This window comes from Pseudomonas fluorescens, assembly GCF_902497855.1.
GTDB lineage: Bacteria > Pseudomonadota > Gammaproteobacteria > Pseudomonadales > Pseudomonadaceae > Aquipseudomonas > Aquipseudomonas fluorescens_BI.
Map to the genome: position 1 here is coordinate 42553 of NZ_CABVHU010000008.1, position 20721 is coordinate 63273.

Consider the following 20721-nt stretch of genomic DNA (forward strand, 5'->3'; position numbering starts at 1 on the left):
CGGTGTGTCAGCAGCGCAAATGTCAACTGACACACCGCTTTCGCTGGCAAGCCAGCTCCTACAGGGGATCTTCAGTGGATATGGGATTAGTGTATCCGCCGACTGTTACCAATTCCGAAAAGCTGCATGTCAGTAAAAGCCCTTTCTCTATTTGTAACAGGACATTATCCTTACACCCGCCAAGCTGAAACGCTTCCGCTTCCTGTTCCATTCCTGTTGCTTCCAGTTCATCCCTAGAAAAAGATCAAGAATTCCTTCTCATGCCTTATTTTCAATCCTCGCGAGACAGCGCTGTCTGCACGACTGTTGCCAGCCGAAAAGCCATGAACGTGGTAGGCGGTTTCGCCGCCTTGAGCCTCGCCACCTGTGTTCAGGCTGCCCCGGCGTTCGACAGTGATTCGCCGTGGATGCTCGGCGACTGGAATGGCACGCGTACCGAGCTGTCGGAAAAAGGTTACGACTTCAAAGTCGATTACACCGGTGAAATGGGCAGCAATCTGCACGGCGGCTACGACCACGATCGCACCGCCCGCTACAGCGATCAGTTCGGCTTCGGCACCCATCTGGACCTGCAGAAGATCCTCGGGTGGGACGACGCCGAATTCCAGCTGACCATCACCGAGCGCAGCGGCAACAACATCAGCAACGACCGGATCAATGATCCACGTGTCGGCGGCTTCACTTCGGCCCAGGAAGTCTGGGGTCGTGGCCAGACCTGGCGCTTGACGCAGATGTGGTATCAGCAAAAATTCTTCGACCAGAAACTCGACATCAAGGTCGGCCGTTTCGGCGAAGGCGAGGACTTCAACAGCTTTCCCTGCGACTTCCAGAACCTGGCGTTCTGCGGCTCCCAGGTCGGCAACTGGGTCGGGGGCATCTGGTACAACTGGCCGGTCAGCCAGTGGGCGATGCGGGTCAAATATCACCTTACACCCGAGCTTTACGCGCAGATCGGCGCTTACGAGCAAAACCCGTCGAACCTTGATCGCGATAATGGATTCAAGCTCAGCGGCAGCGGCACCCAGGGCGCGATCCTGCCGGTGGAACTGGTGTGGTCGCCGAAACTCAACGGCCTGCCGGGCGAATACCGCGCCGGTTACTACTACAGCAACGCCGACGCCACTGATGCCTACAAGGACAGCAATGGCCAGCCGGCCGCCCTGAGCGGCGAGGCCTACCGCAGCGCATCCAGCAAGCACGGGGTGTGGCTCGGTGTGCAACAGCAACTGACCAGCCGCGCCAGCGACCATTCCCGCGGCTTGAGCGTGTTCGCCATCGGCACGATGCACGACAAGAAGACCAACGCCATCGACAACTATGTCCAGGCTGGCGTCGTCTACAAAGGCTTGTTCGATGCCCGCGCCCGGGACGATATCGGTTTCGCCCTGGCCCGCGTCCACGTCAACCCGGCCTACCGCAAGAACGCCGAGGCGACCAACCAGGCGCGTGCGGTATCTGATTACAACGACCCGGCGTTCCTGCCACCGCAAGACACCGAATACAGCGCCGAACTCTATTACGGCGTGCACGTCACGAACTGGCTGACCGTGCGCCCGAACCTGCAATACATCCGCCACCCCGGTGGCGTGGACCGGGTCGATGACGCGCTGATTGGCGGGATCAAGATCCAGTCGTCCTTTTGATCCACACAAAACCCCTGTAGGAGCTGGCTTGCCAGCGAAAACGGTGGGTCAGCCAGCACAGATGTCAACTGACCCACCGCAACCCCTGTAGGAGCTGGCTTGCCAGCGAAGGCGGCCTGTCAGCCAGCACAGATGTCAACTGACCCACCGCTTTCGCTGGCAAGCCAGCTCCTACAGGGGGCCGCATTCAACCGAAGCATATTTGTATGAACCCTGCCCGCACAGGATCGTCATCTACAGTGAACTTGCGCGGGACTTCTTAAAACGTCACGGAGAACCACACTATGAGCACTGATGGTGCTTTGAGTCGAAGCCGTCTGCTGCCGAGCCTGCTCGGCATCCTGCTTCTGCTAATGGGCCTGGCCATGCTGGCCGGGGGGATCAAGCTGAGCCTGCTCGGCGGCTCGCTGTATTACTTGCTGGCCGGCATCGGCCTGGCACTCACCGGCGTGCTGCTGATTGCCGCGCGCCGCTCTGCGCTTGGCCTGTATGCACTGGTGCTGTTCGCCAGCACCGTCTGGGCCCTGTGGGAAGTCGGCCTCGACTGGTGGCAACTGGTGCCGCGCCTGGCCATGCTGTTTGCGCTGGGCATCGTCATGCTGCTGCCATGGTTCCGTCGTCCGCTGTTGCGCGCAGGCGCCGCGCCGATGGGCACCGGCGCCCTGAGTGTGGCCGTGGTGCTCGCAGGTGCTACTGCATTGGCCAGCCAGTTCACCAACCCCGGGGAAATCAAAGGCCAACTGGACCGCGACAGCGTGCCGGGCATGACCAACACCGCCCCGGCCATGCCGGACGGCGACTGGAACTCCTACGGCCGCAGCGCCCACGGCGATCGTTACTCGCCCCTGGCCCAGATCACCCCGCAGAACGTGAACAAACTGGTGCCGGCCTGGACCTACCGCACCGGCGACCTGCCAGGCCCGAACGACCCGGGTGAAACCACCGCCGAAAACACCCCGCTGAAAGTCAACGGCATGCTCTACGTGTGCACGCCGCACAGCCAGGTGATCGCCCTGGACCCGGACACCGGCAAGGAAATCTGGCGTTTCGATCCGAAGCTCTCCACCCAGAACGCGGAGAACTTCAAGGGTTGGGCGCACATGACCTGCCGCGGCGTGACCTATCACGATGACGCCGTCTATGCCTCCGAACAGAGCCCGACCGGCACTGCCAGCACCACGCCCGTCAGCACCGTCTGCCCACGTCGCATCTTCCTGCCGACCGCCGATACGCGCCTGATCGCCCTCGACGCCGACACCGGCAAGATGTGCGAAGACTTCGGTGACAAAGGCCAGGTCGACCTGCGCGCCAACATCGGCGGCTTCACCGCCGGCGGTTACTACTCCACCTCCCCACCGGCGGTTACCAAGGACCTGGTGGTGATTGGCGGCCACGTCACCGACAACGTCTCCACCGACGAGCCCAGCGGCGTGATCCGCGCGTTCGACGTGCACACCGGCAAGCTGGTGTGGAACTGGGACAGCGGCAACCCGGACGACACCACCCCTATCGCTGCAGACGAGGTCTACACCCGCAACTCACCGAACATGTGGTCCATGTTCGCCGTCGACGAAAAGCTCGGCATGCTCTACCTGCCGATGGGCAACCAGACCCCGGATCAGTTTGGTGGCGATCGTACCCCTGAATCGGAACTGCATGCCGCGGGCCTGACCGCCCTCGACATCGCGACCGGCCAGGTGCGCTGGCACATGCAGTTCACCCACCATGACCTGTGGGACATGGACGTCGGTGGCCAGCCAACGCTGATGGACCTGAAAACCGCCGACGGCGTGAAGCCGGCAGTCCTGGCGTCCACCAAGCAAGGCAGCATCTACGTGCTGGACCGCAGCAACGGCGAACCCATCGTGCCAATCCACGAAGTGCCGGTGCCGCAGGGCGCTGTCGAAGGTGATCGCACATCGCCGACCCAGCCGAAATCCGAGCTGAACCTGATGCCGCCGCCGCTGCAAGAGCGCGACATGTGGGGCGTCACCCCGTTCGACCAGCTGATCTGCCGGATCGACTTCAAGTCCATGCGCTACGACGGCCCGTTCACCCCGCCATCGCTGCAAGGTTCGATCGTGTACCCAGGCAACTTCGGCGTGTTCGACTGGGGCGGCATCGCGGTTGACCCGGTGCGCCAGATCGCTTTCGTGAACCCGAGCTACATGGCGTTCAAATCGAAAATGATCCCGGCATCGGAAATCGCCGCCCAAGGCCCGCGCAAAAGCGAAACCGAAGGCGTGCAGCCGAACAAAGGCGCGCCATACGGCGTGGTCCTCGAAGCACTGCTGTCGCCCATGGGCCTGCCGTGCCAGGCGCCGGCATGGGGTTACGTGGCCGCGATCGACCTGACCACCCACAAAACGCTCTGGAAGCACAAGAACGGCACCGTGCGCGACAGCTCGCCGGTTCCGATCCCGCTGAGCATGGGCGTGCCAAGCCTGGGCGGCACTTTCACCACCGCCGGTGGCGTGGGCTTCCTCAGCGGTACGCTTGACCAGTACCTGCGGGCTTACGACGTGAAAAACGGCAAGCAACTGTGGGAAGGCCGCCTGCCAGCCGGCGCGCAAACCACGCCGATGACCTACACCGGCAAGGACGGCAAGCAATATGTGCTAGTGGTTGCCGGCGGTCACGGGTCGCTGGGCACCAGGCAGGGTGACTATGTGATTGCGTACAAACTGTCCGAGTAAGTTTTAACGGCAGTCAAATCAAAGGCGACTCCTGTGAAGGGGTCGCCTTTTTTGTGAATGCTGGTTTTCCCGCCACACCACACATCCCCTGTAGGAGCTGGCTTGCCAGCGAAGGCGGTGTGCCAATCAACATCAATATTGAATGTTAAACAGCCTTCGCGAGCAGGCTCGGCAAATCGGGTGTTGGATCAAATTGATCCACCGCAATAAGCGCTCAATAACCAATCGATCTAAAAAACTGGCAACAATGACAGTAGCTGTCCTTTGCGCCCCCAAGGAAGATCCATAGCAAGCGCACACCCGTTCGCACCCGCTGATCTTTTGGAGCCTGCCATGCCCCACACCCAATTTCGCACTCACTGGACAGAGGCGTTGGTCAAGGGTGAGATCGGCTTGCACCAGTTGCCTGCGACGTTGTCACGCAAGGAAGCCTCTCGCGTGCGGCGTGAGGCTTTGCAACGTATCACTGGATCGCCGCTCGGCACGATCGGTGACTACACCTTCGATCCGCAGTCCGCCAAGTGCGAGAACTTTATCGGTGCCATTCAGATTCCCGTGGGGGTCGCCGGCCCCCTGCTGGTCAATGGCCGGGCCATCACCGCTCGAGAACCGGTTTTTGCACCGCTTGCCACCACCGAAGGCGCGTTGATCGCCAGTGTTTCCAGGGGATGCAGCGCGTTGCGTGCTGCCGGCGGTGCGGTGGTCCGGGTCGACGATGTGGGGATTACTCGAGCACCGGTGTTTCGCTCCACCGGCATCATCCAGACCCAGGCTTTCCTGACGTGGGTACACACCCACTTCGACGAGATCAAACAACTGTGCGAGCGGGACAGCCACCACCTGACGTTGCAGGACATCACACCGGCTACGGTTGGCTGCACGATCTACCTGCGTTTTCGCTTCAACAGTGTCGATGCAATGGGCATGAATATGGCGAGCATCGCGTGCGACAGAGCCATCACTGAACTGATCAGCCCCGCAACGGGCGTACCCTGCATCAGCATCTCGGGCAATTACTGCACCGACAAAAAACCCGCCATGGTCAACTTCCTCAATGGTCGGGGCAAACGCATTTATGCCGAAGCCTGCCTGAGCGCCGACATCGTGCGCGACATCCTGAAAACCGATGCCGCATCGCTGTGTGAGGTCCAGTACCGCAAGAACTTGCTCGGTTCGGCCATGGCGGGCGCCATTGGCTGTAACGCCCATCACGCGAATATTCTTGCAGCCTTTTTTATCGCCACCGGACAAGACGTCGCTCAAGTGGCGGAAAGCGCCATCGGAATAACCTGCATTGAAGACAGGGGAAATGGGGCCCTGTATGCGTCAATCCTGTTGCCGGATACGCCCCTGGGCACCGTCGGGGGCGGCACCGGCCTCGGTACTCAACGAGAAGCGCTGGCGTTGATGGGGATTGTCCCGGGGACCAGGGCGCCCGGCGTCGACACCTTGCGCCTGGCCGAAATACTCGGCGCGCTGGTGTTGGCCGGGGAACTGTCGATCATGGCTGCCCAGGCGTCTCATCATCTGGTCCAGGCCCATGTGCAGCTGGGCCGCTGAACAATGACATCGATGACCATCCAGGCGCGCGCGCCCGGCAAGATAATCCTGATGGGCGAGCACGCCGTGCTGCACGGATGCCCTGCCATTGCCACTGCGCTGGGCCTGTATTGCACTATCAACGTGCGACCGCGTGAGGACGGGCGGATAGAGCTGCAGTTGCCCGACCTCAACCTTCATCGGTGTTACACCATTCAAACCCTGCTCGACTACGTGGGGCGCGTGCGCCAATCGTCCGCACAGAGTTTTGCCTATCAGGCGGGCACCGACGCCGACCGTCTGATCAAATGCGCCATCGGCGAAATCCTGCTCAGGCTGGCGCCTGAAGACTGGCGAGGCTTTTCTCTTCGAGTGGAATCGAGTATTCCCGCCAATGCCGGATTCGGCAGTTCGGGGGCATTGGCCGTCAGCCTGGCTGCGGCGCTTCTGCGTTTCTTCAACCTGAAACCGCAACAACACCCGCTGGAGCCGCTGGCGATGAGTATCGAACGCTACCAACACGGCCAACCGTCGGGGATTGATCACAACACCAGCCTCCTGGGTTCGACCGTCGAACGGCGCCCCATGGCGAATGGCAGTTTCAAGCTGATTTCCTGGCCCAAAAGTGCGGCGTGGCTGCAATTGCGCGACGTTGAGCTCTACGACACCGGTGCCGCTCGCGAGAGTACGGGACAGGTGATCGCCGCCACCCGCTACCGGCTCGAAGGCCCAGACAATCCGCTACTGGAAAGCATGCGCCACAGTGCCGAACGCTTTCGAAGCCTGTTGCAACGGCCCGTCCTGATGCCCGAAACCCTCAAACACTTGCTACGCGACTATGAACATGCGCTGGAGAGCCTTGGCGTGGTGCCGCAGAAGATTGCCAAGGTCATCCGGGCCATCGAAAGGGTCGGCGGTGCCGCAAAAATCTGCGGCGCCGGCGCGCTCTCCGGCGACCAGGCGGGCGCGCTCTTGGTGATCGGCGCACCGGCGCTGCCGGAACTGGCGCAATTTCGCAGAATCAACGCGCCACTGGCCGTCAATGGTCTGGAGGTCAGCGAAAAATGAATAAAGTGAGCGTGTCCTCGCCCAGCAATATTGCGCTGATCAAATACTGGGGCATGAGCGATGCGCAACGGACTTTGCCCAACAATGCCTCTCTCTCCATGACCCTGAACCAGTGCGTCAGCCATTGCACGTTATCGCCGCAAACGAGCGGCACGAGCGATGAGATTTTGTGGAAAACAGCCAACGGTTCACTGATACCCGCTCAAGCGTCCATGCGCCTCGGGATTGAACAGCATCTACAGCAATTGCGTCAGCACTTCGACGATTGGCAGCCGTTGCGCATTGCAACCGTCAACAGCTTCCCGACCGGTGCGGGCATTGCCTCATCGGCCTTAGGATTCAGTGCGCTGGCACTGGCGTTCGCGTTGCGCTGTGGGCAATCTCTCAACAGTCCCGACCTCAGCCAACTGGCACGTTTGTCCGGCTCCGGCTCGGCAGCGCGCTCGGTCATTGGCGGGTTCGTGCAGTGGCCTGGCCATCCTGGCCAACCGCAATGCCCCGCGGAACAATTCGCTCCCGCGCAGCACTGGCCCCTGCATGACTTGATCGCTGTCGTCGATGCCGGGCACAAAAACATCAGCTCCCGACAAGGCCATCGCCTCGCCGCCAGCAGCCCCTTTTATCCGGCTCGGCTGAGCCTGTTGTCCGAACGGCTGAACACCCTGCGCGAAGCCATCCTGAACCGCGACTTCGACACACTGGCCGATACCGTGGAGCGCGAAGCCGTGGAAATGCACATGATCGCCATGACTTCACAACCCGCGATCTTTTACTGGCAACCGGCGACGCTGGAGATTCTGGCGCGGGTTCGACAACTGCGGCGCGACGGTCTGCAAGTGTGCTCGACGGTGGATGCCGGCCCCAACGTGCATGTGCTGTGCACGTCGCAAGATGTCTCGGCTGTGTACACGGCGTTACGAAAATTGCCGGGGGTAGAGCAATGGATCTTCGATCAGGCAGGCGATGGTCCGAGACAGTTGGCGCGCCATCTGTTTTGAACCCGCCACACCGACGATTGACGACCTGTCCAAACCCTGAACACAGCGCACGAAATGCCTCCTGCCATTGAAACCACCCTCCACCTGCCCCATCTAACACCCATACCCAATTGCGCAGGTGCCCCATGAGCGACCAGCAAGAATTCCCTGAAGACCCCAGCGAATACGCCGACCCGGAGAACGTTGAGCATCATTCCACCGGCAAAGGCCTCGCCCTGCCAGGCCAGAACCTGCCGGACAAGGTCTACATCATCCCGATCCACAACCGCCCGTTCTTCCCGGCCCAGGTACTGCCGGTCATCGTCAATGAAGAACCCTGGGCTGAAACCCTGGATCTGGTGAGCAAATCCGATCACCACTGCCTGGCCCTGTTCTACATGGACACGCCCCAGGAAGATCCGCGCCATTTCGACACCTCGGCCCTGCCGCTCTACGGCACGCTGGTCAAGGTGCACCACGCCAGTCGCGAAAACGGCAAATTGCAGTTCGTCGCCCAGGGCCTGACTCGCGTACGTCTCAAGACCTGGCTCAAGCACCATCGCCCGCCGTATCTGGTGGAAGTCGAATACCCGCACCAGCCCACCGACCCGACCGACGAGGTCAAGGCCTACGGCATGGCGCTGATCAATGCGATCAAGGAGCTGCTGCCGCTCAACCCGCTGTACAGCGAAGAGCTGAAGAACTACCTCAACCGCTTCAGCCCCAACGACCCGTCACCGCTGACCGACTTCGCCGCCGCGCTCACCTCGGCCACCGGCAGCGAGCTGCAAGAAGTGCTCGACTGCGTGCCGATGCTCAAGCGCATGGAGAAAGTCCTGCCGATGCTGCGCAAGGAAGTCGAGGTCGCGCGCCTGCAGAAAGAGATTTCCGCCGAGGTTAACCGCAAGATCGGCGAGCATCAGCGCGAATTCTTCCTCAAGGAGCAATTGAAGGTCATTCAGCAAGAACTGGGGCTGACCAAGGACGACCGCAGCGCCGACATCGAGCAGTTCGAGCAGCGCCTGGAAGGCAAGGTATTGTCGGCCCAGGCGCAAAAACGCATCGACGAGGAAATGACCAAGCTGTCGATCCTCGAGACCGGTTCGCCGGAGTACGCAGTAACCCGCAACTACCTCGACTGGGCGACTTCGGTGCCGTGGGGCGTGTACGGCGAGGACAAACTCGACCTCAAGCACGCGCGCAAGGTGCTGGACAAACACCACGCCGGCCTTGACGACATCAAGGACCGTATTCTCGAATTCCTCGCGGTCGGTGCCTATAAGGGCGCGATCAGCGGTTCCATCGTGCTGCTGGTGGGCCCACCGGGCGTCGGCAAGACCAGCGTCGGCAAATCCATCGCCGAGTCCCTGGGCCGGCCGTTCTATCGCTTCAGCCTCGGCGGCATGCGCGACGAAGCCGAGATCAAGGGCCATCGCCGCACCTACATCGGTGCGCAGCCGGGCAAACTCGTCCATGCGCTGAAAGACGTCGAAGTGATGAACCCGGTGATCATGCTCGACGAGATCGACAAGATGGGCCAGAGCTATCAGGGCGACCCGGCCTCGGCGCTGCTGGAAACCCTGGACCCGGAACAGAACGTCGAATTCCTCGACCACTACCTGGACTTGCGCCTGGACCTGTCGAAAGTGCTGTTCATCTGCACCGCCAACACCCTGGATTCGATCCCGGGCCCGTTGCTGGACCGGATGGAAGTGATCCGCCTGTCGGGCTATATCACCGAAGAAAAAATCGCCATCGCCAAGCGTCACCTGTGGCCCAAGCAGCTTGAAAAAGCCGGTGTGTCCAAAGGCAGCCTGGCCATCAGCGACAGTGCGTTGAAAGCCTTGATCGATGGCTACGCCCGTGAAGCCGGGGTGCGCCAGTTGGAAAAACAACTGGGCAAGCTGGTGCGCAAGGCCGTGGTCAAACTGATCGACGAGCCGAAAGCGGTGATCAAGCTCGGGCCGAAAGACCTCGAAGCTTCCCTCGGCCATCCGGTGTTCCGCAACGAGCAGGTCCTGTCGGGCACCGGCGTCATCACTGGCCTGGCCTGGACCAGCATGGGCGGCGCGACCCTGCCGATCGAGGCGACGCGCATTCACACATTGAACCGTGGCTTCAAACTCACCGGGCAACTGGGCGATGTGATGAAGGAGTCGGCGGAAATCGCCTACAGCTACGTCAGCTCCAACCTGAAGTCGTTTGGCGGTGATCCGAAATTCTTCGACGAAGCCTTCGTCCACCTCCACGTTCCTGAAGGCGCCACCCCGAAAGACGGCCCGAGCGCAGGTGTGACCATGGCCAGCGCCCTGCTGTCCCTGGCCCGCAACCAGGCCCCGAAAAAAGGCGTGGCCATGACCGGCGAACTGACGTTGACCGGGCATGTGCTGCCGATTGGCGGGGTGCGCGAGAAGGTGATTGCGGCGCGGCGGCAGAAGATCTTTGAACTGATCCTGCCGGAGCCCAACCGCGGAAGTTTCGAAGAGTTGCCGGATTACCTGAAAGAAGGGATTACCGTGCACTTTGCGAAGCGCTTTGCCGATGTAGCGAAGGTGTTGTTCTAAGCCGTAAACCGGACACTAAAGAAGCCAGGCTATTGCCTGGCCTTTTTTTACACTTGAACAATATCCTGCAAACTGAAACATCCTTACGTACAACCTGTTAATTCTAATAGTATTCCGGACTCATCATTGACTGTAGATTCAAGGCTCCAACGATCCTTGAAAGAGATGAACCCCATGAATATCCAACTACGAAGAAGCCTTGTCGATCATTGTATCAATGACGAAAGAGAGCTCCATCGTTGCTGCCAGAAAAACTATTTGAGCGCCAACGTTCAGGACCGCGGCCCATTCGACTCTGAAGAGTTTTACATCAGCGTCGGTTCCCGGGAAATCCTGGCTATTTTCAAAGCCGGCGAAAAAAACACTCCGGAAGATCGCGCCTTTGATATTTACCTGCCGAAAAACATTGAAACCGGCACTTACCCATTAAATTCGCCCGATCAATTGATCGAGATCGCTTTTACAGAGTTCCTTCCGCCTTACACCAGCTACTGGGCGTCTGAGGGTGTCATCAACCTGACCGTGACCGATGACAAGCGAGAATACTCCGGCACGCTCGGCGCTAAATTCAAAGACAAACACAATCGTGAGTTTGTTGCCGAAGGTGAGTTTGCGTTCTGCGCAACCAACTAACAAGGTTATTTTCGAGCCCACTAAAACAACCCTCTCATAAAATACGATAAATTTATAATCATTTAAGTATAAACAGCCGGCAGCATTAAGAGTTCCCCCTCAGGCGGCCGGCCGTCATTCTCAAAACAAAACAATTTAAAATAATTACAGGCACGTTATAAAATACCAAGAGCCGACTATTCATCCACAGGCTACCGGCTACTTCAAAGCCAAAAGAAATAATCAAGAATTCTTCAATTCCAAGATGGTTTTCGCGAGCCGCGCTGGCAACCAACCTCAAGATTGAAGGTGAGCTCGACATTACGGGCTAAATGCTTATCAGCCTTACCGTTTCCCCCACACCAGAGCCTGATCCGCCAGCATTCTCTTCCAAGGCTCTGGTCACACTTTGTATCATCTTAAGCTATGCTCGCCGTTCGTCGTGAACGCCGGAGCTGCTGACTTATGTCCCCTACCCGCTTGTTAGTTCCTTTCGCCTTGGCCCTGCTGGCCGCTTGCGCCACGCAACCTGCCCAAAACGTGACCGTGGAGAAACAAAGCGAATGCCCGGTGCAACTGCACAGTGGGCAAAATTTGATCGTGATCCTGCCGAGCAACCCGACCACGGGTTACCGCTGGGCGATCCAGGATTCCGCCGGTGGCGTGTTGCGCGCACTGGGGCCGGAGGTGTATCAGAACCCGGAAGATGCGGGCGTCGTCGGTGCTGCCGGTGTGTCGACCTGGCGCTTTCAGACATTCGCCACCGGCACGGGACGCTTGCGTTTGACCTCCCAGCAGCCTTGGGCGCCGGAAGTACTGCCAGTGGATTCTTTCGACTGCGCCATTTCGGTTAACTGATTGTGGGCTGGCTGATTCTGGCGTTGATGGGCGCAGTGACGTTTCTCTACGGCCTGAGTGTGCATGCCGCCTTGCTGTGCCTGTTGGTGAAGCCTCTGCCGGTATTGGCCTTGCTCGGTTGGCTGCACGATGCACCGCCCGGCGAATATCGACGCTGGATCAGCCTTGGATTGATGTTCTCCCTGCTCGGCGATGTGCTGCTGGCGTGGCCCGGGGATTTGTTTGTGTTCGGCCTCGGGGCGTTTCTCCTGGCACACCTGGCATATCTGAAAGCTTACTTGAGCGATTGTCGGCGGTTGGCGGCGTTGCCGCTGATCCTGGCGCTGGTTGTCGGTGCAGCACTGCTGGGGGTTCTGATTGCTCACGGGTTGGGGACATTGCTGATCCCGGTGATCGTCTATGGCCTGGCCATCACTGCAATGCTCTGGAGGGCGCTGGCCCGACTTGGCAGCGACGTACCCAAACGCTCGGCGCTGCTGGCGGCGGCGGGCGCGGTGGCGTTTGTGTTTTCTGACAGCGTGATTGGCATCGATCGGTTTGTCGCGCCGTTCCATGCGGCGCCTTATGTGATTATCCTCAGCTATTGGCTGGGGCAGTGGGGAATCACGGCGTCGGCGGTTTATCAGACAACCCGCGCATCCCCCCGTCAATTTGGCTAAAATGCCGGCCTTTTCCACCCAAGCCGCTGGAACCGCCGTGAGCAAAGAACCCGATCGCCTTTTCGCCCAGCCTTTGGCCCAGGTGCCCGACTTCGCCTTCAATGAGGACGTAGTGCGGGTGTTCCCGGACATGATCAAACGCTCGGTGCCGGGTTATCCGACCATCGTTGAAAATCTCGGCGTGCTCGCGGCGCAGTTCGCTCAGCCCAACAGCGTGCTCTACGACCTGGGCTCGTCCCTCGGTGCCGTGACCCAGGCCTTGCGCCGCCATGTGCGCACCGACGGCTGCCGGGTGATCGCTGTGGATAACTCCGCGGCCATGGTCGAACGCTGCCGCGAGTATCTCAACGGCCAGGACTCGATGTTCCAGGAGTTGCTGCCCGTCGACGTGATCGAAGGCGACATCCTCGCCCTGCAATTCCAGCCAGCCTCGGTGGTGGCGCTGAATTTCACCCTGCAATTCATCGCCCCGGACCAGCGCACCGCGTTGCTTGCGCGTATCCGCCAGTCACTGCTGCCCGGAGGAGCGCTGATCCTTTCGGAAAAGCTGCGCTTCAACGATCCCGAAGAGCACGCGCTGCTCACCGAGTTGCATGTGGCCTTCAAACGCGCCAACGGCTACAGCGAACTGGAAATCGCCCAGAAGCGCAGCGCCATCGAAAACGTCATGAAGCCCGACAGCCTCGAAGAACACCGCGAGCGCCTGCTGGCGGCCGGGTTCTCGAAAGTCGTGCCGTGGTTCCAGTGTCTTAACTTTGCCTCGTTGATTGCCTTGCCATGATTGATCTGTCCCCCCTCGCCCGCCGACTGGCCGGTACTCCGCTGGCCGACTGGGCCACCACCCTGCAAGCGCAACTCGACAAGAAAATGGAAAAGGGTCATGGCGACCTGGAGCGTTGGCAGAGCGCGCTGGACGCCTTGCCGAAGATCCAGCCGAGCGAAGTCGACTTGCTGCACGGCTTGAAGCTGGACACCGATTGCGACGTTGAGACCCGCGCACAAATGCGCACCGCGCTGATGGGATTGTCACCGTGGCGCAAGGGGCCGTTCGATCTGTTCGGCGTGCACGTCGACACCGAATGGCGCTCTGACTGGAAGTGGTCCCGGGTCGCCCCCCATCTGAACCTGAAGGGCAAACGCATCCTCGATGTCGGCTGCGGCAACGGCTATTACATGTGGCGCATGCTGGGTGCCGGGGCTGACAGCGTGATCGGCGTCGATCCGAACTGGCTGTTCTTCTGCCAGTTCCAGGCGGTGCAGCGCTACCTGTCCGAGCCCAACGCCTGGCACCTGCCGTTTCCCTTCGAGGATCTGCCGGCCAACCTGGAAGGCTTCGACACGGTGTTTTCCATGGGTGTGTTCTATCACCGCCGCTCGCCGATCGAGCACTTGCTGGCGCTGAAGGATTGCCTGGTCAAGGGCGGTGAACTGGTGCTCGAGACGCTGGTGATCGAGGGTGATCAGCAGCAGGTGCTGGTACCGGAAGACCGGTATGCGCAGATGCGTAATGTGTGGTTCCTGCCGTCGGTGCCGGCGCTGATGCTTTGGCTGCGCCGTGCCGGGTTCACGGATGTGAAGTGCGTGGATGTCAGCGTGACCACGGTCGAGGAACAGCGCGGGACGGAGTGGATGAAATATCAGTCGTTGAGCGACTTCCTGGATCCGCAGGACCACCGCAAAACGATTGAAGGGCTGCCGGCGCCGATGCGGGCGGTGATTGTCGCCCGCAAGTAACCCCAATCTCCTGACCGATGGAGATCACTCTGTAGGAGCTGGCTTGCCAGCGAAAGCGGTAGATCAGTCAACATCATTGTTGAATGTGATGCCGCCTTCGCTGGCAAGCCAGCTCCTTCAGGGGTTTGGTGTTCAGTCTGCGGGTTTTGCGCGGCGGGCCTTGAAGAATTCGCTTAACACCGCTCCGCATTCCTCCGCCAAAACCCCGCCTTCAAACAACACCCGGTGATTCAAAAACCCCTGGGTAAAAAACTGCCCCTGGCTCTGCACAATCCCCGCCTTGGGCTCCAGCGCCCCATAGACCACCCGCGCAATCCGCGAATGCACGATCAACCCGGCGCACATGCTGCACGGTTCCAGCGTCACGTAGAGCGTGCTGCCGGGCAAACGGTAATTGCTCGCGGCCTGGGCGGCGGCGCGGATCGCGACCATCTCGGCGTGGGCGCTGGGATCGTTGCCGCTGATCGGGCAGTTGAAGCCGCGACCGATGATCTCGCCGTCCTGCACCAGCACCGCCCCCACGGGTACTTCGCCCAGCGCTGCGCCTTGGGCGGCGAGCGCCAGGGCTTCACGCATGAAATTACGATCACGGCTGCGATCGATGATCGCCACGGGACGAATCTGACGCATCACGCCACCTCGATGGCGGCCATGAGGCCGGTTTCCATGTGGTCGATCACATGGCAATGGAACATCCACACCCCCGGATTATCCGCCACCAGCGCCACCTGGGCGCGTTCATTCTTGCCCAGCAGGTAGGTGTCGGTGAAGTACGGAATCACCTTGTGCCGGTTCGAAGCGATGACTTTAAAGCTCATGCCGTGCAGATGAATCGGGTGCTGGTACTGAGTCATGTTCTTCAATTCGAAAATGTAGCTCTTGCCCTTCTCGAGCTTGGCGATCGGGCGGTCGGCGCAGGTCTTGTCCGTGATGTCCCAGGCCTTGCCGTTGATCTGCCACAGGCTCGGCGGCCGGCCATTGTCGACGTTCACCGATACCGAGCCCACCCATTCGAAATTGAAGTTGAGTTTCTCCGCATTGGCCAGGTCTGGCTCGGCCACCGGGTTGGCGGGCAGCGCCGGTGGCCATGCAGTCGGGGCATCGGTGTTCGCCACGGAGCGCAAGGTGCCCAGGCGTACCGGGCCATTGCGCAGGGACAGTTCTTCACCGGCTGGTGGTGCCTTGATCGCCAGGCAAATGCGCATGCCAGGGCCGAGCCAGTACTCCTTGCCCAATGGCCTCGGCTCGATGGGGTTGCCGTCCAGCGCGTAGATCTGCGCTTCAACCCCAGGGATGTTGAGGCGGTAAGTCAGGGTATTGTCGAGGTTGAGCAGGCGCACGCGAGTGATCTGCCCCGCGGGCAAGTCGATCACCGCTTGCGACACGCCATTGATCGTCGACAGGCGCCCCGCCGTACCGCCGCGGGCCGCTTCGCGAGGAATGCTGAACGCGACAAAGGCGCCCGCTTCATCGACGTGCCAGCTCTTGAGGCTCAAGGTCTTCTCGTACTTGAAACCGGTGGGCTCGCGCTCTTCGATGATCAGCGGACCGACCAGCCCGCGACCGAGTTCTTCGCTGCTGTTCACATGCGGGTGATACCAGTAGCTGCCGGCGTCGGGCACGCGGAATTTGTAGTCGAAGTATTCCCCCGGCAACACTGGAAGCTGCGAGACATAGGGCACGCCGTCCATTTCCAGCGGCAGGCGGATGCCGTGCCAGTGAATGGTGGTCGCGACCGGCAGGTGGTTGATAAAGCGCACCCGTAGCCATTCACCCTGACGCACGCGCAACTCGGTGCCTGGCGCCGACGGGCCGAATGCCCAGGCTTCGGTTGTGTGCCCGGCCACCAGTTCGACGTCCAGCGGTGCCGCGATCAGCTCATAGTCGTGGCCCGCGTCGGCGTCGGCCATTTTGCCCAGCCAGTACCGCGATGCGCCCCCCGCTCCGACGCCAACGACAACAAGACCGGCCAGGCCACCGAGGATTTGGCGACGGGTAAAGGACATGAACTCAACTACCTCACGTATCTGCGACAGGCGCGGGGCCTGTAAAAGGCGAATACGATACACCTGCGGATGAGAAACAGTAAGGGTGGCGCGGCGGATGGCCACACCAGATCGATCGTTCCCACGCTCCGCGTGGGAATGCATCAAGGGACGCTGCGCGTCCACCGCGCAAGTGACGCAGAGCGTCACGGGCTGCGTTCCCACGCGGAGCGTGGGAACGATCAGTGCGCGGTGAGGCCGGTGATCAGATGCATCACCCCATCCTCCAGCAGCATGACGCCCGGCACTCCCGCCGCCGTCAAAGCCTGCCGATCCACCCGCGCCACATCCCGCAACTCCACCCGAACCCGGGTCAGCGCCACGGCCTTCTGCGACTTGAGGTTATCCACACCGCCCAGCGCCGCCACGACGTTCGCGGCCAACCCGGCGACCGGTTGCGCAATCACCTTCGGCTCATCCACCACCAGGTCCGGGGTCAACGCCTTCCAGAACGCCCGCTGCATTTTCTCGAACATGTTCAGTTCTCCAGAATCAGTGAATTATCGACCGTTGCCTCGTGGTACAACCGCAGTGCCTCGCGCACCTGCTCGGCGCTGTCCAGTCCCAGCACCTGCTGGGCGATGGCCTGGCAGTCCACCAGGTCCACTTCGCGAACCGCGGCCTTGATCGCCGGAATCAACGGCACGCTCACCGACAGTTCGTCCACCCCAAGGCCCAGCAACAACGGCACCGCCAGTGTCTCGGAAGCCATGGCCCCACACACGCCGACCCATTTGCCGTGGGCATGGGCGGCCTTGACGGTACTGGCGATCAGGCGCAGCACCGACGGATGAAAGCTATCGGCCTGAGCGGCCAGGCGTGGGTGATCGCGGTCCATGGCCAGTGTGTACTGGGTCAGATCGTTGGTGCCGATCGAGAAGAAATCCACCTCCGGCGCAAACAGGTCGGCCATCAGCGCCGCAGCCGGCACTTCGATCATGATCCCCAGCTTCGGCAGTTCATCGAGACCCAATGCCAGGGCCTCTTCCTCAAGCAGCTGCCGGGCCAGTCGCAGCTCCGACAACTGCGTGACCATCGGCAGCATGATGTGCAGACGCGCCAGTCCTGCGCAGGCAAGGATGGCCTTGAACTGATCGCGCAACAGCTGCGGACGCTCCAGGCACAAGCGAATGCCGCGCATGCCGAGGAACGGGTTGGTTTCGCTGGCCATCGGTACATAGGCCAGAGGCTTGTCGCCGCCGACATCCAGGGTGCGCACCACCAGACTGCGTGATGGCCCCAGGGCACTTGCGACAGCGCTGTAAGTGCGGGCCTGTTCTTCATGGCTCGGCGCGTGGTTGCGATCCAGATACAGAAACTCCGAACGTAACAGGCCTACGCCCTCGCCGCCCAGGGTCATGGCCTGCTCGGCCTCGCCCAGCGAGGCGATGTTGGCCGTTACTTCGACGTGATGACCATCACGGGTGCAGGCGGCCTGCATTGCGTGTGCCAGGACATGCTGATGGCGTTGCTCCTGACGCTGACGATCGACCCGCAGTTGCTCGATGGCCGCCAGCTCCGGGTCCAGGTGCAGCTCGCCCTTGTCGGCGTCGAGCAACACCAGGCTGCCGTTCCTCAGCGCCAGTACCTGGGCGGGCAACCCGCAAATGGCCGGCAAACCGGCGGCCCGTGCGAGAATCGCGACGTGGCTGGTGGCACCACCACCGACCGTGGCAAAACCCAGGACCTTGCGGGTATCGAGCCCGGCGGTCTGGGACGGCGTCAATTGATCGGCGATCAGGATCGCCCCTTCGGGCAGCTCGATCGCTTGATCCTGCACGCCGAGGATCAGCATCAGCACCCGCTGGCCGACATCCGCCAGGTCCGCCGCACGCTCGGCCAGCAATGCACTGCCCAAGCCTTTGAACAAGGCTGCCGTCGCCTCGGTCGCTGCGCGCCAGGCAAACGCCGCGCTCTTGCCTTCGCTGATCAGCGCATCGGCCTGATCCAGCAGGCTCGGGTCTTCGAGCAGTTCCTGATGGGCCTTGAAGATCTCTGCCTGGGCATCCCCGGTGGCCTTGTTACGCAAAAGCTGCAAAGCCAGATCCGCTTGGGCCAAGGCGCGCGCGAGCTGCTCGCGCTCAACCTGCGCCCCCCTGCCGGGCTCGCTCACCTCAAGCCTCTGTTCGGCGATCTGCACCACCTGACCAAAGGTTGACCCCGGTGACGCACAGACGCCGCGCAACACCTTCGACGATGAAGGCTCCAGCGCCTCGACTGGCGCCGACACCGACACCGACACCGACACCGACACTGTTTCCCCACAGCCAGAGGTCAGCAATGCCTCCAGCGTATCGATCGCCTTTTCGGCATCCTGGCCCGCCGCGCTGACTTGCACGGTGTCGCCAAAGGCGGTCTGCAACGCCATGATTGCCACCAGGGATTTGGCGTTGGCGCTCTCCTGCTGTTTATGCAGATAAATGCTCGCCGAAAAACCTTTGGCAGCCTGGGCGAACACTGCGGCGGGACGGGCATGCAAGCCATTTGGATTGGCCAGCGTCACAGGTTTGGAGAACAGCGCCTCGCCTTCTTCCGGTGCCGGCTCATCGGCTATCCGCTCGACGCAATGCAAGCTCACCAGCGGCTGGCCCCCTTCCACCATGCCGGTTTCAGGCGATAACCACGTAAAGGGCTCACCGCTGACCACCAGCATCAAGGTCAACAGACTACGGGCGTGCAAGGCGATGTAATCGGCATCGAACTCGATCAGCGCCTGCCCTGCCTCAACCCGCTGGCCTTCCTCCACCAACCGGGTAAAACCCTTGCCGGCCAGGTTCACCGTGTCGAGCCCGATGTGCATCAACACCTGCACGCCATTGTCGTCGGTGATGCTGATGGCATGCCCACTGGCCTGGACATTGCTGATCACCCCGGCCAGCGGCGCACTCAGGGTTTGCGAGGTTGGATCGATGCACAGGCCGTCGCCGATCACACGAGTCGAGAATACCGGGTCCGGTACCTGATCCAGCGGCATCAGCACGCCGGACAAAGGTGCCAGCAGTTGCAATTGTTGGGGTGTGGCCATGACGTCACCTGCTGTTTGTTCTTTATAAAAGACTAGCGATTGCGGGTAGGCGGCGTTCAGTTCCACCAGTATTCGACCTGCAATCCGACATTCGCACCGTGTCGCGCCGTGCCAAAGGCGCCGGTGTCCGACAACGCCGAACCCTTCGCCAGTTCATTGGCTGCCCGTTTGGCCGCCTGATTCCAGCTGGCATAGGTGTAATACAGCCGCACTTCGGGCCGCGCCCAGAATTCCGGCCCCTTGGGCGACCAGGTCGGGGCGAAGGTGAACTTGCTCAGCTTGCGCGTGCCGCCCGTGGCGTCCACCTGATCGTGCCCCAACTCGGTGACCAGTTTGAACTGTTCGGTGAGCGCGTAGGCCGGACGAACACCCACGGACATCCAGTTCTGATCCCTGCCATCCGGACGCACATCTTTCTGGTAAACGGCCTGGACCTGGCCGCCAAACCGCGGCGTCACTTGCCAGTCGAAGAACTCCACGACCCGGTAGCTCTTGTTGCTGTCATCGAGCTTCACGTTACCGGTATAGCCCAACCCGGTGCCGGGGCCTTCGCCGTACTGGAAGGCCAGTTTGTTCTTGCCGCCCAGAAAACCTTGTTGCACATGCTGGGTGGCGATGGCCCAGCCACGGTGTGCATCGCGACTGTCGGGTTTGTCGATGTAGCTCAGGCCGAACTCCAGTTCACCGCCGGGGTTGGTGTCGAAGCCGGCGATATTGAAATCGTGGCGGTTGATGTAGTCCTTCTGGTACAGGTTGTCTTTGCGCGAGAAGGCGTAGCTGTATTTCAGGTCGCCGATCAACACGTCCTCGATACCGCCGCCGGTGGCGCTCTGGTTCCAGTAGTAGAAGTCGGAAATATGTATATCGTTGCGCTTGTAATAACGCCGACCGGCCCATAGCGAGCCGCCGTTCAGGCCGGGCATATTCGACCATTGCGCGTACAGCTGCGGCAGGCGCACCGAACCGTTATCGCCCTTGAATGTCAGGCCACGGTCGTACTTGTTATACAGCGAGGCCATGCCGTCGACGCTGAGCACCGACCCGTCGTCCAGGGTGAACAGATCCTGGCGCAACTCCAATTCTCCATATTGCTCACATTCGTTACCCAGACGATATTTCGTTTGCGCACCCGGCAACTGGAAACATGATTGGGAACTGCTGTTGACCGACGTACCGACGCCGCTGCGCAAGTAACCGCCGAACTCCAGCGCCTGGGCTGAAAGCGGCAATGCCAGGCATACGCACGCGAACGCAAGACTGCGATTTATTGTTGTTTTCAAGAACCACCCCATTATTTTTAT

At 60.9% G+C, this 20721-nt stretch carries 16 protein-coding genes; 11 read left to right on the forward strand and 5 right to left on the reverse strand.

Annotated features, from left to right (window positions below; genetic code table 11):
- Positions 1–260: 260 nt before the first annotated feature.
- The 11 genes from F8N96_RS16975 to cmoB all read left to right on the forward strand — a co-directional run bounded on the left by F8N96_RS16975 (position 261) and on the right by cmoB (position 14350).
- Positions 261–1643 (forward strand): carbohydrate porin, encoded by a 1383-nt coding sequence (locus F8N96_RS16975; RefSeq protein WP_150798764.1) that lies wholly within the window; start codon positions 261–263, stop codon positions 1641–1643.
- Between the two features lie 284 nt (positions 1644–1927).
- Complete coding sequence (locus F8N96_RS16980) at positions 1928–4339, forward strand: glucose/quinate/shikimate family membrane-bound PQQ-dependent dehydrogenase (RefSeq protein WP_150798765.1); 2412 nt, start codon at positions 1928–1930, stop codon at positions 4337–4339.
- A 333-nt stretch (positions 4340–4672) separates the two neighbouring features.
- Positions 4673–5899 (forward strand): hydroxymethylglutaryl-CoA reductase, encoded by a 1227-nt coding sequence (locus F8N96_RS16985; RefSeq protein WP_150798766.1) that lies wholly within the window; start codon positions 4673–4675, stop codon positions 5897–5899.
- A gap of 3 nt (positions 5900–5902) precedes the next feature.
- On the forward strand, positions 5903–6946 hold the full coding sequence (locus F8N96_RS16990; protein WP_150798767.1) for a mevalonate kinase: 1044 nt from the start codon (positions 5903–5905) through the stop codon (positions 6944–6946).
- Positions 6943–7944 carry a diphosphomevalonate decarboxylase gene (mvaD, locus tag F8N96_RS16995; protein ID WP_150798768.1) on the forward strand — a complete coding sequence of 334 codons (1002 nt, stop codon included), beginning with the start codon at positions 6943–6945 and terminating at the stop codon, positions 7942–7944. Before F8N96_RS16990 ends, mvaD begins: the two co-directional genes overlap by 4 nt.
- Before the next feature lie 125 nt (positions 7945–8069).
- Entirely contained in the window at positions 8070–10487 is a 2418-nt protein-coding gene (gene lon, locus F8N96_RS17000; RefSeq protein WP_150798769.1) for an endopeptidase La, read from the forward strand.
- Positions 10488–10661: 174 nt separating this feature from the next.
- The gene (locus tag F8N96_RS17005; protein ID WP_150798770.1) at positions 10662–11120 is read left to right on the forward strand and encodes a hypothetical protein; all 459 of its coding nucleotides are present in this window, start codon (positions 10662–10664) and stop codon (positions 11118–11120) included.
- 444 nt (positions 11121–11564) lie between these two features.
- Positions 11565–11957 (forward strand): protease inhibitor I42 family protein, encoded by a 393-nt coding sequence (locus F8N96_RS17010; protein ID WP_150798771.1) that lies wholly within the window; start codon positions 11565–11567, stop codon positions 11955–11957.
- A gap of 2 nt (positions 11958–11959) precedes the next feature.
- Positions 11960–12616, forward strand: a complete 657-nt coding sequence (locus F8N96_RS17015; protein WP_150798772.1) for a lysoplasmalogenase — start codon at positions 11960–11962, stop codon at positions 12614–12616.
- Between the two features lie 37 nt (positions 12617–12653).
- Positions 12654–13397 (forward strand): carboxy-S-adenosyl-L-methionine synthase CmoA, encoded by a 744-nt coding sequence (cmoA, locus tag F8N96_RS17020; protein ID WP_150798773.1) that lies wholly within the window; start codon positions 12654–12656, stop codon positions 13395–13397.
- The gene (gene cmoB, locus F8N96_RS17025; RefSeq protein ID WP_150798774.1) at positions 13394–14350 is read left to right on the forward strand and encodes a tRNA 5-methoxyuridine(34)/uridine 5-oxyacetic acid(34) synthase CmoB; all 957 of its coding nucleotides are present in this window, start codon (positions 13394–13396) and stop codon (positions 14348–14350) included. The genes cmoA and cmoB overlap by 4 nt, the downstream gene beginning before the upstream one ends.
- Before the next feature lie 132 nt (positions 14351–14482).
- Here the strand turns inward: cmoB and tadA are convergent, their stop codons facing one another.
- From tadA to F8N96_RS17055, 5 genes are all read right to left on the reverse strand, one after another.
- Positions 14483–14980, reverse strand: coding sequence for a tRNA adenosine(34) deaminase TadA (gene tadA, locus F8N96_RS17035; RefSeq protein ID WP_150798776.1), 498 nt, complete (start codon positions 14978–14980; stop codon positions 14483–14485).
- Positions 14980–16356, reverse strand: a complete 1377-nt coding sequence (locus F8N96_RS17040; protein ID WP_150798777.1) for a multicopper oxidase family protein — start codon at positions 16354–16356, stop codon at positions 14980–14982. The genes tadA and F8N96_RS17040 overlap by 1 nt, the downstream gene beginning before the upstream one ends.
- A 221-nt stretch (positions 16357–16577) precedes the next feature.
- The gene (locus F8N96_RS17045) at positions 16578–16871 is read right to left on the reverse strand and encodes a PTS transporter subunit EIIB (protein WP_150798778.1); all 294 of its coding nucleotides are present in this window, start codon (positions 16869–16871) and stop codon (positions 16578–16580) included.
- Between the two features lie 2 nt (positions 16872–16873).
- On the reverse strand, positions 16874–19420 hold the full coding sequence (ptsP, locus tag F8N96_RS17050) for a phosphoenolpyruvate--protein phosphotransferase (RefSeq protein ID WP_150798779.1): 2547 nt from the start codon (positions 19418–19420) through the stop codon (positions 16874–16876).
- A gap of 56 nt (positions 19421–19476) precedes the next feature.
- Entirely contained in the window at positions 19477–20700 is a 1224-nt protein-coding gene (locus F8N96_RS17055; RefSeq protein WP_150798780.1) for a carbohydrate porin, read from the reverse strand.
- Positions 20701–20721 lie beyond the last annotated feature (21 nt).

What these genes read in the sequence shown, in the direction of transcription:
- F8N96_RS16975 (WP_150798764.1), top strand. Translation starts at nt 261, where the DNA reads ATGCCTTATTTTCAATCCTCGCGAGACAGCGCTGTCTGCACGACTGTT.
- F8N96_RS16980 (WP_150798765.1), top strand. Translation starts at nt 1,928, where the DNA reads ATGAGCACTGATGGTGCTTTGAGTCGAAGCCGTCTGCTGCCGAGCCTG.
- F8N96_RS16985 (WP_150798766.1), top strand. Translation starts at nt 4,673, where the DNA reads ATGCCCCACACCCAATTTCGCACTCACTGGACAGAGGCGTTGGTCAAG.
- F8N96_RS16990 (WP_150798767.1), top strand. Translation starts at nt 5,903, where the DNA reads ATGACATCGATGACCATCCAGGCGCGCGCGCCCGGCAAGATAATCCTG.
- mvaD (WP_150798768.1), top strand. Translation starts at nt 6,943, where the DNA reads ATGAATAAAGTGAGCGTGTCCTCGCCCAGCAATATTGCGCTGATCAAA.
- lon (WP_150798769.1), top strand. Translation starts at nt 8,070, where the DNA reads ATGAGCGACCAGCAAGAATTCCCTGAAGACCCCAGCGAATACGCCGAC.
- F8N96_RS17005 (WP_150798770.1), top strand. Translation starts at nt 10,662, where the DNA reads ATGAATATCCAACTACGAAGAAGCCTTGTCGATCATTGTATCAATGAC.
- F8N96_RS17010 (WP_150798771.1), top strand. Translation starts at nt 11,565, where the DNA reads ATGTCCCCTACCCGCTTGTTAGTTCCTTTCGCCTTGGCCCTGCTGGCC.
- cmoB (WP_150798774.1), top strand. Translation starts at nt 13,394, where the DNA reads ATGATTGATCTGTCCCCCCTCGCCCGCCGACTGGCCGGTACTCCGCTG.
- tadA (WP_150798776.1), bottom strand. Translation starts at nt 14,980, where the DNA reads ATGCGTCAGATTCGTCCCGTGGCGATCATCGATCGCAGCCGTGATCGT.
- F8N96_RS17040 (WP_150798777.1), bottom strand. Translation starts at nt 16,356, where the DNA reads ATGTCCTTTACCCGTCGCCAAATCCTCGGTGGCCTGGCCGGTCTTGTT.
- F8N96_RS17045 (WP_150798778.1), bottom strand. Translation starts at nt 16,871, where the DNA reads ATGTTCGAGAAAATGCAGCGGGCGTTCTGGAAGGCGTTGACCCCGGAC.
- ptsP (WP_150798779.1), bottom strand. Translation starts at nt 19,420, where the DNA reads ATGGCCACACCCCAACAATTGCAACTGCTGGCACCTTTGTCCGGCGTG.